We start from the raw sequence: 14,838 nt of genomic DNA, 5'->3' as shown, positions 1-14,838 counted from the left end.
ATACATATATGGCTTATAATAATAGTAGAAACACAATAATATTCCCAATTCTGTTAGCGCTGGCTATTGTATTGGGAATGTTCTTAAATTCTCTTTTCCAAAAAGGGGAAGGAGTACAACAGGGAATTTTTCAGATGCCATCTTCTGGAAGCAAGTTGGATTTTGTTTTGGATATGATTGAGGAAGATTACGTCGATACAGTTTCATCTGCTGAATTAATTGAAAGTGCTATTCCGTTAATTTTAAAAGATTTGGATCCACACACAGTATATATTCCAGCTAAAGATTTGCAAAGAGTAAATGAAGATTTAAAAGGCAATTTTGGTGGCATCGGTGTTCAGTTTATACGTTATCAGGATACTGTTGCTATTGTACGTGTGATCCCTGGAGGTCCTTCCGAGTTGGCAGGGATTTTAGCTGGCGACAGAATTGTTGAGGTGGATGATTCTCTTGTAGCAGGCATCAAAATGACCGATGCGGAAATTATGGATCGTTTGAAAGGACCCAAAGGAACGCCAGTTAAAATTGGGATTTATAGACGAGGAGAAAAGGACTTAATTGATATGGAATTGTTAAGAGGGTCAATTCCTGTAGCAAGTGTTGATGTTGCTTATATGTTGTCGGATACAACAGGATATATTAAAGTAAATCGATTTGCTGCAACTACTTATTTTGAATTTTCGGAAGGCCTACAAAAGCTAACCGGACTTGGAATGAAGCAGGTTATTGTTGATTTACGTGGCAATACCGGTGGTTATATGTCAGCTGCAACCAATATGATTAACGAATTCTTGCCAGAGGGTAAGATGATTGTTTACACAGAAGGAAAATCACAGGCAAAAACCGATTATGTTTCTACTGGTAGAGGGGACTGTCAAGACCTTCCAATTACGATTCTGATTGATGAACTTTCAGCATCGGCAAGCGAGATTTTTGCAGGAGCTATTCAGGATAATGATAGAGGTAAGGTTGTTGGTCGTCGATCATTTGGTAAAGGTTTGGTTCAGGAACAACGTATGTTACCTGATGGATCGGCAATGCGATTAACAGTTGCTCGCTATTATACTCCAACAGGCCGTTGTATTCAGAAATCATACTCAAATGGAAAAGAGGCTTACAATAACGATATTAACATGCGATATGTTCATGGAGAATTTGAGAAAAGGGATTCAATTCATTTTGCAGATTCGTTAAAATTCAAAACCGCTGGAGGAAATATTGTGTATGGTGGTGGAGGTATTATGCCAGATGTTTTCATCCCTGTTGATACAACTGGTTATTCAAATTATTTCAGAGATTTAAGAACCAAGGGAGTAATCTATCAGTACGCATTCTTTTTTGTTGATAATCATCGTAAAGATTTGGTTGAGTTGAAAGATTATCAATCGATTTTAAAGTATATCAAAACTAAAGATGTAATTAAGGGATTGGTTGCTTATGCGAAAGAGAAAGGAGTAAAACCAGACTATAAAGGGCTTGCCGAATCAAGAAATGTTATCGAAACACAAGTGAAAGCCTATATTGCCAGAGATGTTATTGATGATGATGGATTTTACCCAATTATACAAGATCTAGATAAAACTTTATTGGAATCACAAAAGCAATTTCAATAATTTAAAAACAATATTTTTGATGTTAAGACCTGCAATTTTGCAGGTCTTTTTTTTGTTCAAAAAGTTTCAGATTAAACCTTTCCGAATAGATCAAGTCTAAAATCCGAAGTCGATTTTCAAAAAAAAGGTAATGTTTAAGAAAAAAGATCTTGAGAAAGATTTAAAATGAACGATAAAATTTAAAAAGATGAAAATAAATAAGAGAAGTATATCGATACTAAGCCTAGTAGCATTTTTATTTCTAGGAATGTCAGGTTTACAAGCACAGCAAGAGAAAAGGGATTTTAAACAAAGAGGTGATCAAACCTCTGTTTTAAACGAGGTGCAAAAAGAACAAATGAAAGAAGCTCGAATTGCCTTTGCAAAAGCAACTATCGATCTTAAAAATGAGTTGGGCGAACTACATGCAAAGCAGAGAACTTTATTTTCTGCAGAGAAGCCTAACATGAAAGAAATTTACGCCAATGCAGATAAAATATCTGAACTGAAAAATCAGATAAAGAAAGAGGAGATTGGGATGAAATTAGACATTCGATCTTTTTTAACAGAAGAACAACAAATGAAGATGGCGAAGCACTCAAAGCATAGAAAAGGTGTGATGCGTGACAAAAAAGGTCAGATGGGACAAGCCAACCGAGCTGAAATGGGAAGAGCGAAGCAAGGAATGCGAAAAGGAGATAGAGGCGAACAGCAAGGAAAGAAAGGTTATGGAATCAAGCAGAAGGCTGGAAAACAAATGGGAAAAGACAGAAATATGCTGGATTTAAGTGATGAGCAAAAGGCACAAATGAAGGAAATTCGTGTTGCTCACCTTAAGGAAACAAAAGAGTTGAAAAATGAACTGGAAGTGATACGTTTGAAGCAAAAACATTTGATGACTGCTGAAAAAGTTGATAAGAATAGCATTATGGATAATATTGATCGCTTATCAAATATTCAAAATCAATTGGCTAAAAAACAAATTGATAACAAAATGGAAATAAGAGAAATCTTGACAGAAGATCAATTGGTGCTTTTTATGAGCCATCCGAAAGGGAAAAAAGGTTTTGCTAAAAGACATAAACGAATGAATTAAAGAATAACAGGTAAGTTTTTAAAGGGTTTCAATTTTTATTGAAGCCTTTTTTTTATGTTTTTTTGTTTCTGATTTTAGGGTATTTATTTTTATAGTATCTTATCGGCCCTAAAAATGAAATCAAAATGAAGAAATTATATTTTTATTTACTGTTTGTAAGTGTCTTTCTTATAGCTTCCTGTGCAGATAAAAAAGCGGATCATGTTCAGATTAAAATAATGGGAACAAGTGATGTGCATGGAGCTTTATTTCCATACGATTTGGTTGGAGACCGTGAAACGGAAACATCTTTATCACAAGTGTATGCTTATGTTGATGGAGAACGTAAGAAAGAAGAATCGGAAATAATATTGCTTGATAATGGGGATATTTTGCAAGGAGAACCTATGGTTTATTATTCAAACTTCGAAAAAACAGATAAAAAGCACGTTTGTGCCGAAGTAATGAATTTTATGGGATATGAAGCTGGCGTTGTTGGAAATCATGATATTGAGCCTGGCCATGAGGTGTACGATCGCTTGGTTAATGAATTTGCTTTTCCATGGATGGCAGCTAATGCTGTGAAAAATTCTGATGGATCACCCTACTTTAAGCCTTATACAATTATTGAAAAAGAAGGTGTTAAAATAGCTGTAATAGGATTTATTACACCTGCTATTCCACAATGGCTGCCAGAGAAAATTTGGTCGGGTATGCATTTTGAGGAAATTGAAGTTTCTGCTAAAAAATGGGTGAAAATTATTCAGGAAAAGGAAAAACCAGATATGCTTCTTGGTCTTTTCCATTCAGGTGCTGGAGAGGAGCATGAGGGAGACGAAACCAATCCAGAAAATGCGTCAATTCTTGTTGCTAAAAATGTTTCTGGAATAGATATGGTGATTTGCGGACACGATCACCAGGAGAATATCCTTTGGTTCGAAAATCCAGATAAAGAAAAAGTTTTGGTGATTAATCCAAAAAGTAGAGCTCGTTATATTGCTGAGGTAACAATTGATTTTAAACTAGATCCTGAAACAAAGCAGTACAATAAAACAATAGAACCTAATTTGGTTGAGGTGAAAGATATTGCCGTTTCAAAGGAATACAATGAGAAATTTCAACCTTTGTTTGATGAAGTAAAAGACTATGTGTCAAGACCAGTAGGACGATTTACTAAAAGCATCACAACAAGTGAGGCTATGTTTGGTGATTCTCCTTTTGTAGATTTAATTCACAATATTCAATTGGATTTGGCCGATGCCGATATCTCCTTTACAGCACCATTGTCTTTTAATGCAAGTATCGACTCAGGAGAACTCCAAGTTCGAGATCTATTTAAGTTATATAGATTTGAGAATTTGCTTTATACGATGAATTTAACGGGAAAAGAGATTCATGGATTTTTGGAATTCAGTTATAAAGGTTGGTTTCAGAAGATGGAGAAAGCCTCAGATCCGATGCTGTTTATCGAGAAAACAGATAAAGGGAATCGCCTAAGCACCATGTTCTTTAATTACGATTCAGCTGAGGGAATTGATTATGAGGTAGATCTTTCGAAAGCATACGGAAATCGCATTAAAATATTGCGAATGAGTAATGGAGAAGCCTTTGATGAGGCCAAGATGTATCGAGTAGCATTAAATTCATATCGCGGTAATGGAGGAGGAAATCATTTAACTACTGGCGCTGGCTTAAGTAAGGAAGAATTAATATCAAGACTGGTTAATTCTACAACAAAGGATTTACGATTTTATTTAATGAAATGGATTGAAGAAAAGAAAGGTACTGTTGATATTCATTGTAATCAGAACTGGAAAGTGGTTCCAGAAGAATGGCATGTTAGCGCTTCAAAAAGAGAATATGAGTTACTTTATGGTGTGAATTAAAACATACTGAATAGCTTACATAGAAAAGGGTTTTGTTAGGATACTGGCAAAACCCTTTTTGTATGTGCTGACACTTTAATTCAAGCTGTTTGTCAAAATGATTTGAAAGCTAATTTGTTAAAATGCTGTTTTACAGTTGTCTTAATATTTGGTTAAGTTTAATAAGCATTTAATACTTGTAGGTTTTCTTATTAATGCTTTTATTTGAATTTAACTTAAGTTAAAACATTGTAAGATGAAAAAAATTTTTACGCTAATTATGGCCTGTGTAGTATTTGCAGGAGTTGCTTCGGCACAATCAGATTCTTTTAAATCTTTTCGAGTAGATGCAGGTTTACTTTATGCAATGCCAGGTGGTGATGCTCTTGATGCTGGTGTTGGATACTATTTGAATCCTAAGTATCATATAACAGATAATGTATTGTTAGGTGCTAAATTAGAAGGTGCTGTTATGGGGTCTGCTAATGAAGATGCATTTGATGTTTCTGCTGTTGTTTCTTATGCTGCAACTTTCGATTACTATTTCAATACCAATTCTTTCCGTCCATTTGTTGGAATGGATGCTGGTATTTATTCATTGGGTTCAATCGAATTTGATTCTAGTACTGATTTGGGTGGTGGAAATACCATAGATATTAATGGAGATTATGATTTAGGATCTAAGTTTGGTATTGCTCCAAAAGTTGGTTTTTCTTATGGTCACTTCGACATGGCTCTTCAGTACAACTTGATTTTCGGTCAAGAAAAAGGATATGACGAGTATAACTATATGTCTGTTAAACTTGGATTCCATTTTGGTGGAGGAAAGAAATAAGACTGTATCTTAGATATAATATGGAAAGGATGCTATTTATAGCATCCTTTTTTATGAATTAACACTCATAAATAATCCTAAAAATTTCTCGTAAACATTCCTGTCGTTGCTCTATAAATCCCATGTGTCCTGATGTTTGCAGTACGAAAGGGGTTAAGTTATTGGCTTTAGCAATTTCACCTGCTACTTTCATTGGTGTAAAATTATCTTCTTTACCAATCATGCTCACTTTAGGCATGTCGAGAGCTTTTAAAACATGATTTCGATCGGGTCGATTCATCATCGCTTCTAATGCAGCAACAATGCCATGATCTGGAGTTTCGCAAGCAATTTTTGTTATTCTTTCAATTTCATGAGCAAATTTTTTCAAATTCTTGTTCGAAAAAGTATTTGGGATGCTAGACTTGCAAATGAGTTCTTTTTTACCTTCCAGAATTAAATCAATTTCTTTTTTCCGATTTTCTTTTTTCTCTTCTGTATCAGCATTTGGCGATGAATGAAAAAGGCAAAAGCTTTCCAGTTTATGCACATATTTATCGGCATATGCCAAGGCAACGTAACCACCCATAGAATGCCCAATAATATTGATTTTTTTTAGTTTCAAATGAACTGTTAAAGCATCAATCGCATCGGCCATTTCCTCAATGCTGCAAGATTTCACTTTTAGGTTCGACATCCCATGACCAGGTAAGTCTACAGTTATTACCCTAGCCAGTCTTGAAAGATCGTTGGCAAAATTTGCAAATGTTTCTATCGATTCCAGATATCCGTGTAATAAAACCACCGTATTTCCCTTTCCTTTATCACGGTAACGTAAATCGTAATTTTTAAACTGTAAAAATTGATCCATAGTAGGATGAATATAATATTTTAGATTTGAGACAGATAAAAAATCTGTAATGCTTGATTCTTTAATTTGCATTCTAAATTAAAACAATATCTTAAAAGCTTGTTCTATAACATACAAATATTTGATAACTTGCGAACTTTAGTGGAAATCAATTAAGGAATTAATTCTCCAATCGATTAAAAATTAGAATTATACCTATCTTTAAATCATAAAATTAAGGAATGATTCGCACACTTGCTTGTTATAGAATCAATCTAAATAAATTTCATATGTTCCTAAATATCGTTTCTGCGCTTTGGAGCATTTACATTTGCGAATTAATATAGTAAAGTTTATAAAAAACAATCTAATTAATTTTTAGTCCTATGAGCAGTTTTTTAAGTTCATCAATTGGGAAAAAGCTGATAATGAGTTTATCAGGCCTTTTTCTTATTGTTTTTGTGTTGGTTCATCTTGTATTAAACTCATTTTTGTTGTTTGATAGTACTGGTGAATTATTCAACGCAGGAGCTCACTTTATGTCGTTGCCAGTTATCCGTTTTGGATTACAGCCGGTATTGTTTGGTGGTTTCATTATCCACATCATTTACGCTATTACACTAACACTTCAGAACATGAAGGCTCGTCCTCAGAAGTATGCAGTACAGAACTTAGGTAACAGCAGTACTTGGTCGTCTCGTAACATGTTTGTGTTAGGTGGACTTGTTTTGGTTTTCATCGCTATGCACTTGATGCATTTCTTTGTACCAATCCAAATTACGGGAGAAGGATTAGAATCTGTAACTATTCATGGTGAAGAGATGCATAATGGAGCAGCTTTGGTGAAAGCCTTATTTACTGCTGGTACTTTTGGGATTAGTTTACACTGGTCTTTATGTGTTAGGCGGTATTCTTTTAGGATTACACCTTGCTCACGGATTTTGGTCAGCTTTCCAATCAATTGGATTCAGCAATAAGATCTGGAGAAAACGTTTAGAGAAGGTATCTTACTTCTATGCATTTTTCATTGCTGCAGGATTTGTAATCATTCCTTTGTACTTACACTTTTTTGCTTAATTGCTAAAACTTAACGGTTATGACAGTATTAAATTCAAAAATTCCAGCCGGGCCATTAGCTGAAAAGTGGTCAAAACACAAAGCTGCTATTAAAGTAGTTAGCCCTGCTAATAAAAGAAAATTAGATATTATCGTTGTAGGAACTGGTTTAGCTGGTGGATCTGCTGCTGCTTCTTTGGCAGAGATGGGATATAACGTAAAAGCATTTTGCTACCAGGATTCAGGTCGTAGAGCTCACTCTATTGCTGCACAGGGTGGTATTAACGCTGCAAAAAACTATCAAAACGATAATGACTCAATCTATCGTTTATTTTATGATACAATTAAAGGTGGTGACTATCGTGCTCGCGAAGGTAACGTTTACCGTTTAGCTGAAGTTAGTGGCGAAATCATCGACCAATGTGTTGCTCAAGGTGTACCTTTTGCACGTGAGTATGGTGGAACTTTATCTAACCGTTCATTTGGTGGTGTATTGGTAAGTCGTACTTTCTATGCTCGTGGTCAAACTGGTCAGCAGCTATTGTTAGGTTGCTACGCTTCTATGAACCGTATGATCGGACAAGGTCAGATCGAAATGCATGAGCGTAACGAGATGTTAGATATCGTTACTATCGATGGAAAAGCTCGTGGTATTATCACACGTAACCTGGTTACAGGTGAAATCGAGCGTCACGGTGCTCACGCTGTTGTTATCGCTTCAGGTGGATACGGTAACGTATTCTTCCTATCGACTAATGCAATGGGATGTAATGGTGGTGCTGCATGGCAAGCTTACAAGAATGGTGCTTATTTTGGAAACCCTTGTTTCGTACAAATTCACCCAACTTGTATTCCTGTTCACGGTGAGCAACAGTCTAAATTAACTTTGATGTCTGAATCACTTCGTAATGACGGGCGTGTTTGGACTCCAAAGAAAAAAGAAGATGCTGTTAAATTGCAGAAAGGACAAATGAGTCCTAATGATATCTCTGACGAGGATCGTGACTTCTACCTGGAAAGAAGATACCCATCATACGGTAACTTGGTTCCTCGTGATGTTGCTTCGCGTGCTGCTAAGGAGCGTTGTGATGAAGGTTTCGGTGTTAACGAAACTGGAAAAGCAGTATATCTTGACTTTAAATATTCAATTGAGCGTTTAGGACGCGATGTTATCGAAGCTCGTTATGGAAACTTATTCCAGATGTATGAGAAGATTACTGATGCGAATCCTTATAATGAGCCAATGCAAATTTATCCTGCGATTCACTATTCAATGGGTGGTGTATGGGTTGATTATAACTTGATGACTAATATCCCAGGTCTTTACGCTATTGGTGAGGCTAACTTCTCTGATCATGGTGGTAACCGTCTTGGTGCTTCTGCTTTGATGCAAGGTTTAGCTGATGGATACTTTATCCTTCCTTACACTATTGGTGATTACTTGGCTGATGAGATTCAGACGCCTCGTGTTGACATGAATCATCCTGAGTTTGTAAAGAAAGAGAAAGCTGCTACAACTCGTATGGAACGTTTGTTCAACATTAAGGGTACTAAGTCAGTAGATTCTTTCCACAGACGTTTAGGTAACATTATGTGGGACTACGTAGGAATGGCTCGTAACGAGAAAGGTCTTAAATATGCTATCGAAGAGATTGCTAAGATCCGTGAGGATTTCTACAAAGATCTTCGTATTCCAGGTGAGTTCAATTCAATGAACATCGAGCTTGAAAAAGCTGGTCGCGTTGAAGACTTCCTTGAATTAGGTGATTTGATGGCACGTGATGCACTGAACCGTAACGAATCTTGTGGTGGTCACTACCGTGAGGAATCGACTACTGAAGAAGGTGAAGCTAAGCGTGATGACGAAAACTTTACTTATGTATCAGCTTGGGAATACAAAGGTGAAAGTGAAGCACCTATTTTACACAAAGAAGATTTAGTATTCGAAACTGTTGAATTAACACAACGTTCATACAAGTAAGCCATGGCAGATAAAATTTTAAAAGAACTAACGATAAGAGTTTGGCGCCAAAAGGACGCTAAATCTAAAGGGAAATTAGAGTCCTATAAAATCAACAACATTTCTGGTGGAACTTCATTCCTTGAAATGCTTGACATCTTAAATGAAGAGCTAATCAATAAAGGAACAGAGCCTATCGCTTTCGATCACGATTGTCGTGAAGGTATCTGTGGTATGTGTAGCTTATTCATCAACGGACGTGCTCATGGACCAGATGACGATATTACAACTTGTCAACTGCATATGCGTAAGTTTAAAGAAGGTGAGACTATCACTATTGAGCCTTGGAGAGCTGGTGCATTTCCAGTACTTAAAGATTTAATCGTTGATCGTACTGCTTTCGAAAAAGTACTTCAGTCTGGTGGTTACATTTCTGTAAACACGGGTGGTGTACCTGATGGAAATGCAATTCCAATTTCTTACGATGATGCTGAAGAAGCTATGGATGCTGCGGCTTGTATTGGTTGTGGTGCTTGTGTAGCTACTTGTAAAAACTCATCGGCTATGTTGTTTGTTTCTGCTAAGGTATCTCACCTTGCAAAACTTCCACAAGGTCGTGTTGAGGCTACTCGTCGTGCTAAGAACATGGTGGCTAAAATGGATGAGCTAGGTTTCGGTAACTGTACCAATACAGGTGCTTGTGAAGTAGAATGTCCTAAGGGAATTTCTATTGCAAACATTGCTCGTTTGAACCGCGAATTCTTAAGTGCTACTATTAAGGAGTAATTAGATTAAAATCTAAATATGAAGAGCGTTGCCTTAGGGGAGCGCTCTTTTTTAATTTTCGCATTTCACGAATTGCTTTCCGATCTTTTTTGTAGACTTTCATACTAACGGAAAAAACACCTTTTCTAAGTTTTCCAATTTCTTTCGCTGCCGATTTCGATAGGTCAATTATTCTGCCTTTAACAAAGGGACCACGATCGTTAATTCGTACGATTACAGCCTTCTTATTATCTAAATTAGTCACTTTCACCCAAGTGCCAAAAGGAAGGCTCTTATGAGCTGCTGTGAAGTCACTTTGATGAAAGATTTCTCCACTAGCAGTCTTTCTTCCTTCAAACTTATCAGCATAGAAACTTGCTTTCCCTTTTTGCTTGGTGATATGCTTCTTTTGTGCATGCAAATTGAATTGTAAAAGAAGAAATGCCAGTAGCAAGGTGTATCTGAAAATCATATTTTATAAATTACTGATTTGGTAAAACAAAAAAATCCGGCCCAAGAGCCGGATTTTAAATTATATTTAGCTTTTATCTATTCGTCAGTATCATCAGCCATTTTAGATACCTCTCTTGCTGCTACATCAACTAGCTTCTTAACAAAGTACATATCGTGCATTGAACTGAAAATTTCATCTAACTGTGCAAGTGTTTCTTCTCCTATTAACTCAGAAAGAACAACTTCTGATTCATCGGCAAAAGTGATTTTAATATCAAATCCGCCTCTACAGAATGCATTATCTGATTCATCTTCTTCTTCGCCTTCACTTTCACCTTCAGTAGCGTTGCTATCTTCAATAACTGAAATTACAGCACCTTCTTGTAATTCACCATCGCGATAAACCATGTACTCATCGCCACTAGAATTTTTCACAATTTTAATGTTTCCAATAGTTAATGCGTATTCATACTCTGCATCTGTCTCTGCAGTACCACGAATGTATTCTACTTCTTCCATGTATAGAACATCACCATCCATCTTTAGGTTGTAAGCAAACTCAGTAGTATCACCAAACGTGAATTCATGTCCTACAGAATAACCATTTGGGAAGCCAAATTCAGAAGCATATTCGAAGTTCATGCCGTTTGACATATTCATATCCCAATCAACAAAGATTTCACCAGCAGCTTCTTCTTCAATTGTAATATCTGCATCTAATAAATAGTCAAAAACAAATCCTTCACTATTCATTACTGTTGAAGATAAATATTGAGATGCATCAACAACAAAATCGTTATCCAATTCAGCATCGCCATCTTCATCAGTGTACATTTTCCATGGTCGTGTAGCCTTCTCCTGAGGAAGTCTAATTACGAAATTACTACTATCCGCAACTCTCTCAAAAGCTGTATGGAGCCCCCACATTTTTGTTTCTGTACCCTCTTCTGCCGTAGGAAGAATGTAATCGTAAACACCTTTAATATCTTCTAAAGTTATTGTATTCTCAATGGAGAATCTATCATCAGAATCATCTTCTGTAGTACCTTCTTTGGTTGAAGATTCTTTCATTGTGATAAGTTCGAAACCAGGCGAGGCAACAATCTCATTAACAGCTTCGCTCAAAGTTTGAGTCTTTACCTCTAATGTTTGTTCCAAGTCTTGGTCTTCATTTTCTATTTTTGGGCTGTCTGAATCAGAACAGCTCCAAAGAACTGCCGAGAAAAATAGTAATACGCCAACAGTAAAAATGTTTCGTTTCATATTTGTAAAATTTTAGTTGTTAACCATCCTTTGGAGCTTGCAAAAAAACACCAGTGGATTTGATTAAAAATTTGATTTTAATTTTCTACATCTATCTATTACAATAAAGATACCGAAATGAGATAATCATACCCTACCTTCATTCTGAATATGAGTAACAGTCTGTAAACGAAAAGATAAGCTTTTTTGTTGCGTCTTAGTTAAAATAATTTAATAATTTTCATCTCTTAAGATTTGTGGAAAATATTGGACGTAGTGTGGAATTGTTCTACATAGTTGGGGAATTAAAAAGTAACTACCCAATTGAGGGTAGTTGTTAACGAAGGAATTTAAATTTTTAACGCAACTGAAAATCGATGGGCGCAATTTGATATACTTTAATAGGTTTGTTATTTTTTAGCGCAGGCTTCCAATTTCTACAAGATTTAACCGCATTTATAGCAGCCTGATTTAGGTAATGGTCTGTTCCCTTTAGAATTTGAATATTAGAAGGTTTCCCAGACTCATTAATCGCAAACAATACTAGGACACGACCAGTAATGCCATTTTCCTGGCATATTCTTGGATATTCAATGTTTGCATTTAGTTCCTGCGCGTATCTTTTTTCACCGCCTTGATAGGTGGCTATGCTATCAGCATTAGCGTAAGAATTCGTTGGTAAATGCTTTTTGTTTGTGGTTATATATGATTGTGTCATAAGTTCATCTTTGTACACATCAATACCTACAACCTTATTATTGTATAAATTTTGCCATTGTCCCACTCTGTGAAATGGGAACTTGCTTTTACTAAGTCCTTTGTACCTAATTTCTCCTTTATTATTGAATTCTTCTACTTTGTAACCACCATTTACTTCCTTAAAACATCTGGTGATTTGATGTTCACCATCACTAATCTGATATCGATTTCCTTTTTTTAATTTTATTATTTCGGTTTTATCAATTTTCCATTTACCATCCTTTAGAGAACAAGTCATCATTATTGAGGATTTGGAATTTTTTTGTTGAATTATGACTTGTTGGTCCGCTCCATTAGAATTTGCAATTGGAGCATGATTTTTATAATATACGATTGTGTCTTGTTGTCCATATGTACAGTAATTTGTTAGTACAATGGCAAAAAGTAATAAAATATTTTTCATTTTAAATTGTAAAATTGATTCTGCTTTCGAAAGTAATGTTTATTTACATATATTACATTATCCCGAAAATATAATCAATCAAGACTAGTGTTCCCTCCCTAAGAATAGCATGTTGATAAAAGTTAAGTAGGACTTCATAAAAAAATAGAATTGCCATGTGCGAATGGTAATTTGAGAATTCTTATTTTTTGTATCTTCGCAATAGAGAATCACGAATGCTAAAAAATTATCTAGATGCCATATAGAAGACTTCCCAATACTGATTCTGCACGAGTACGAGCTTTAAAAGCAGCACTAGAGATTAGTTTTAGAACAAATCGTTATGAACTGGCTTTTTCTTTTTTACTATTGCAAAAGTTGGAAACTTTCGTTCCGCATTATGAGTTGGCAATTCGAAATCATCGCCAGGCATTAAGCCAGCAATCTACTAGGAGTAAGGAGTATAACGAAAAATTGCGCAAGGCAAGGTTGTATGTATCTCACTTTATTCAAGTGCTTAATTTCACTATTATTCGAGGAGAATTAAAGCCAGAAGTACGTGAATTTTATGGTTTGAAGATCACTTCTAAATCGGCTCCATCCTTACTTCAAGATGCCAAAGTGATAGAGTGGGGCGAAAACTTAATTAAAGGAGAGCAGGAACGATTAAGAACTGGTGGAAATCCAATTTACAGTCCTTCCATTGCACTTGTGAGGGTTAACTGTGAAAATTTCAAACAAGCCTTTAACAACCAAAAAACCTTGCAAAATAATACCCAACGCTTTTCAGAAAAGGTGGCTGAATATCGCGACGAGGCAGATAAATTAATTTTATCTATTTGGAATGAAATAGAAGCTAAATTTGCTGATTTAGCAGATGATCAGCGTCGTGAGAAATGCTCAGAATATGGTATTGTTTACGTTTGGCGTAAAGGGGAACGTGAAAAATTGGAACAGCAAAAACAAGCTGAAGAAGACTCACTCACTTTGCCTTTCTCTGGAGCCGTAGAGGCTAAATAATAAGGTTCCAACTAAAATTAGTGAGATAATTCCGCTAATCCATACTCCAGTTCCTGAGCCACCAATTTTCTCAACATCTTCAGGGAGTTGTCCCTTGTTTATAAAATAAGAAACGCAAACGGCCATTCCATTATTTACCAAATGGGCAAGAATGGGAACCCATAAACTCTTGGTCCAAATTAAGAGGTATCCAAATAGCATTCCCATGGCAATTCGTGGTAGAAAGCCAAAAAATTGCATGTGAAGGGCCGCAAATAAAAATGCGGTAATAAAAATCCCCCAATGTACATTCTTAGTTAGATTCGAGAAAATTCGCTGAATAACACCTCTAAACAATAGTTCTTCACCAAAGGCAGGAATTATGGCAATAATAATCAAGTTGATTAAAAGGTCGTAAGGCGTTTCCATTAAAAGAAATTTCTTGGTGACCTTTTCTGCCTGCAACTCTGTTTCTCTCATCCATTGTTCTACTCCAGATAAGAATTCGGGAAGTTGTAAGTGTGAGTTGATTTCGGCCAGAAGGTTTATTAATGGTAAGGCTACTACAATACTAATACTAGCAAGAATAATCTGCGAAAGCAAAGCTTTCTTGTTTAGGAAAAGATAGGTGGATACTTTATTGTGGACAAAAAAGGCAATTATGAAAGGAGGAATAATAAACATTCCCGTTGAATAGATTGCTTGGTAAAATTTAAGAACAGAAAGATTAACAGCATCTCCATTGATATCTATGCTTTCTGTTTCGGTGAAGATGTTGACATCAAAAATAAGGTAGGCGAGAACGCTACCAACAAACATGCACAGAAAAAATGAACCAACAACGACAAGTAAGCTCATCATTAATTGTGAAAGAGGAGAGTAATGACTCAAAGATCCTTTAAGCATGATACATTATTTTTTTAAGATGATTAACAAAAGTACAAAGAACTTACAAGTTTTAAATCCCAAGAATTAAAAAAATTAAAGAAGTTGTGATGCTTCTACAATTAGACTTTTCGACTCTTA

Annotated in this window: 13 protein-coding genes; 8 read left to right on the top strand and 5 right to left on the bottom strand. The window is 35.7% G+C overall.

Annotated features, from left to right (window positions below):
• Positions 1 to 8: 8 nt before the first annotated feature.
• The 4 genes from L3049_RS11470 to L3049_RS11455 all read left to right on the top strand — a co-directional run bounded on the left by L3049_RS11470 (position 9) and on the right by L3049_RS11455 (position 5,367).
• The gene (locus tag L3049_RS11470; RefSeq protein WP_275109949.1) at positions 9 to 1,613 is read left to right on the top strand and encodes a S41 family peptidase; all 1,605 of its coding nucleotides are present in this window, start codon (positions 9 to 11) and stop codon (positions 1,611 to 1,613) included.
• A 187-nt stretch (positions 1,614 to 1,800) separates the two neighbouring features.
• Complete coding sequence (locus L3049_RS11465; RefSeq protein ID WP_275109948.1) at positions 1,801 to 2,688, top strand: periplasmic heavy metal sensor; 888 nt, start codon at positions 1,801 to 1,803, stop codon at positions 2,686 to 2,688.
• A gap of 125 nt (positions 2,689 to 2,813) precedes the next feature.
• The gene (locus tag L3049_RS11460) at positions 2,814 to 4,553 is read left to right on the top strand and encodes a bifunctional metallophosphatase/5'-nucleotidase (RefSeq protein ID WP_275109947.1); all 1,740 of its coding nucleotides are present in this window, start codon (positions 2,814 to 2,816) and stop codon (positions 4,551 to 4,553) included.
• A gap of 235 nt (positions 4,554 to 4,788) precedes the next feature.
• On the top strand, positions 4,789 to 5,367 hold the full coding sequence (locus L3049_RS11455) for an outer membrane beta-barrel protein (protein WP_275109946.1): 579 nt from the start codon (positions 4,789 to 4,791) through the stop codon (positions 5,365 to 5,367).
• Between the two features lie 58 nt (positions 5,368 to 5,425).
• Here L3049_RS11455 and L3049_RS11450 read toward each other — a convergent pair whose 3' ends face one another.
• Positions 5,426 to 6,217, bottom strand: a complete 792-nt coding sequence (locus L3049_RS11450) for an alpha/beta fold hydrolase (RefSeq protein ID WP_275109945.1) — start codon at positions 6,215 to 6,217, stop codon at positions 5,426 to 5,428.
• 365 nt (positions 6,218 to 6,582) lie between these two features.
• Here L3049_RS11450 and L3049_RS11445 point away from each other — a divergent pair, with 365 nt between their 5' ends.
• The 3 genes from L3049_RS11445 (at position 6,583) to L3049_RS11435 (ending at position 9,998) form a co-directional block, all read left to right on the top strand.
• Positions 6,583 to 7,173 (top strand): succinate dehydrogenase/fumarate reductase transmembrane subunit, encoded by a 591-nt coding sequence (locus tag L3049_RS11445; RefSeq protein ID WP_275109944.1) that lies wholly within the window; start codon positions 6,583 to 6,585, stop codon positions 7,171 to 7,173.
• 119 nt (positions 7,174 to 7,292) lie between these two features.
• On the top strand, positions 7,293 to 9,233 hold the full coding sequence (locus tag L3049_RS11440) for a fumarate reductase/succinate dehydrogenase flavoprotein subunit (protein ID WP_275109943.1): 1,941 nt from the start codon (positions 7,293 to 7,295) through the stop codon (positions 9,231 to 9,233).
• 3 nt (positions 9,234 to 9,236) lie between these two features.
• Positions 9,237 to 9,998 carry a succinate dehydrogenase/fumarate reductase iron-sulfur subunit gene (locus tag L3049_RS11435; RefSeq protein ID WP_275109942.1) on the top strand — a complete coding sequence of 254 codons (762 nt, stop codon included), beginning with the start codon at positions 9,237 to 9,239 and terminating at the stop codon, positions 9,996 to 9,998.
• Here the strand turns inward: L3049_RS11435 and L3049_RS11430 are convergent.
• The 3 genes from L3049_RS11430 to L3049_RS11420 all read right to left on the bottom strand — a co-directional run bounded on the left by L3049_RS11430 (position 9,988) and on the right by L3049_RS11420 (position 12,834).
• Entirely contained in the window at positions 9,988 to 10,449 is a 462-nt protein-coding gene (locus L3049_RS11430; protein WP_275109941.1) for a septal ring lytic transglycosylase RlpA family protein, read from the bottom strand. The two genes, L3049_RS11435 and L3049_RS11430, sit on opposite strands and share 11 nt — an antisense overlap.
• Positions 10,450 to 10,526: 77 nt before the next feature.
• On the bottom strand, positions 10,527 to 11,693 hold the full coding sequence (locus L3049_RS11425; RefSeq protein WP_275109940.1) for a hypothetical protein: 1,167 nt from the start codon (positions 11,691 to 11,693) through the stop codon (positions 10,527 to 10,529).
• Between the two features lie 337 nt (positions 11,694 to 12,030).
• Positions 12,031 to 12,834, bottom strand: coding sequence for an energy transducer TonB (locus tag L3049_RS11420; RefSeq protein ID WP_275109939.1), 804 nt, complete (start codon positions 12,832 to 12,834; stop codon positions 12,031 to 12,033).
• A 234-nt stretch (positions 12,835 to 13,068) separates the two neighbouring features.
• Here L3049_RS11420 and L3049_RS11415 point away from each other — a divergent pair, with 234 nt between their 5' ends.
• On the top strand, positions 13,069 to 13,833 hold the full coding sequence (locus L3049_RS11415) for a hypothetical protein (RefSeq protein WP_275109938.1): 765 nt from the start codon (positions 13,069 to 13,071) through the stop codon (positions 13,831 to 13,833).
• On the opposite strand, the gene L3049_RS11410 is transcribed toward L3049_RS11415, so the two are convergent.
• Positions 13,792 to 14,718, bottom strand: a complete 927-nt coding sequence (locus L3049_RS11410; protein WP_275109937.1) for a CPBP family intramembrane glutamic endopeptidase — start codon at positions 14,716 to 14,718, stop codon at positions 13,792 to 13,794. The two genes, L3049_RS11415 and L3049_RS11410, sit on opposite strands and share 42 nt — an antisense overlap.
• Positions 14,719 to 14,838: the final 120 nt, after the last annotated feature.

The organism is Labilibaculum sp. DW002 (genome assembly GCF_029029525.1).
GTDB lineage: Bacteria > Bacteroidota > Bacteroidia > Bacteroidales > Marinifilaceae > Paralabilibaculum > Paralabilibaculum antarcticum.
This window is presented reverse-complemented; position numbering and strand designations above follow the sequence as displayed.

Bases quoted from the DNA above. Each gene is read 5' to 3' on its own strand.
- L3049_RS11455 (WP_275109946.1), top strand. From the start codon at position 4,789: ATGAAAAAAATTTTTACGCTAATTATGGCCTGTGTAGTATTTGCAGGA.
- L3049_RS11425 (WP_275109940.1), bottom strand. From the start codon at position 11,693: ATGAAACGAAACATTTTTACTGTTGGCGTATTACTATTTTTCTCGGCA.
- L3049_RS11430 (WP_275109941.1), bottom strand. From the start codon at position 10,449: ATGATTTTCAGATACACCTTGCTACTGGCATTTCTTCTTTTACAATTC.
- L3049_RS11445 (WP_275109944.1), top strand. From the start codon at position 6,583: ATGAGCAGTTTTTTAAGTTCATCAATTGGGAAAAAGCTGATAATGAGT.
- L3049_RS11460 (WP_275109947.1), top strand. From the start codon at position 2,814: ATGAAGAAATTATATTTTTATTTACTGTTTGTAAGTGTCTTTCTTATA.
- L3049_RS11435 (WP_275109942.1), top strand. From the start codon at position 9,237: ATGGCAGATAAAATTTTAAAAGAACTAACGATAAGAGTTTGGCGCCAA.
- L3049_RS11420 (WP_275109939.1), bottom strand. From the start codon at position 12,834: ATGAAAAATATTTTATTACTTTTTGCCATTGTACTAACAAATTACTGT.
- L3049_RS11450 (WP_275109945.1), bottom strand. From the start codon at position 6,217: ATGGATCAATTTTTACAGTTTAAAAATTACGATTTACGTTACCGTGAT.
- L3049_RS11440 (WP_275109943.1), top strand. From the start codon at position 7,293: ATGACAGTATTAAATTCAAAAATTCCAGCCGGGCCATTAGCTGAAAAG.
- L3049_RS11470 (WP_275109949.1), top strand. From the start codon at position 9: ATGGCTTATAATAATAGTAGAAACACAATAATATTCCCAATTCTGTTA.
- L3049_RS11410 (WP_275109937.1), bottom strand. From the start codon at position 14,718: ATGCTTAAAGGATCTTTGAGTCATTACTCTCCTCTTTCACAATTAATG.
- L3049_RS11465 (WP_275109948.1), top strand. From the start codon at position 1,801: ATGAAAATAAATAAGAGAAGTATATCGATACTAAGCCTAGTAGCATTT.
- L3049_RS11415 (WP_275109938.1), top strand. From the start codon at position 13,069: ATGCCATATAGAAGACTTCCCAATACTGATTCTGCACGAGTACGAGCT.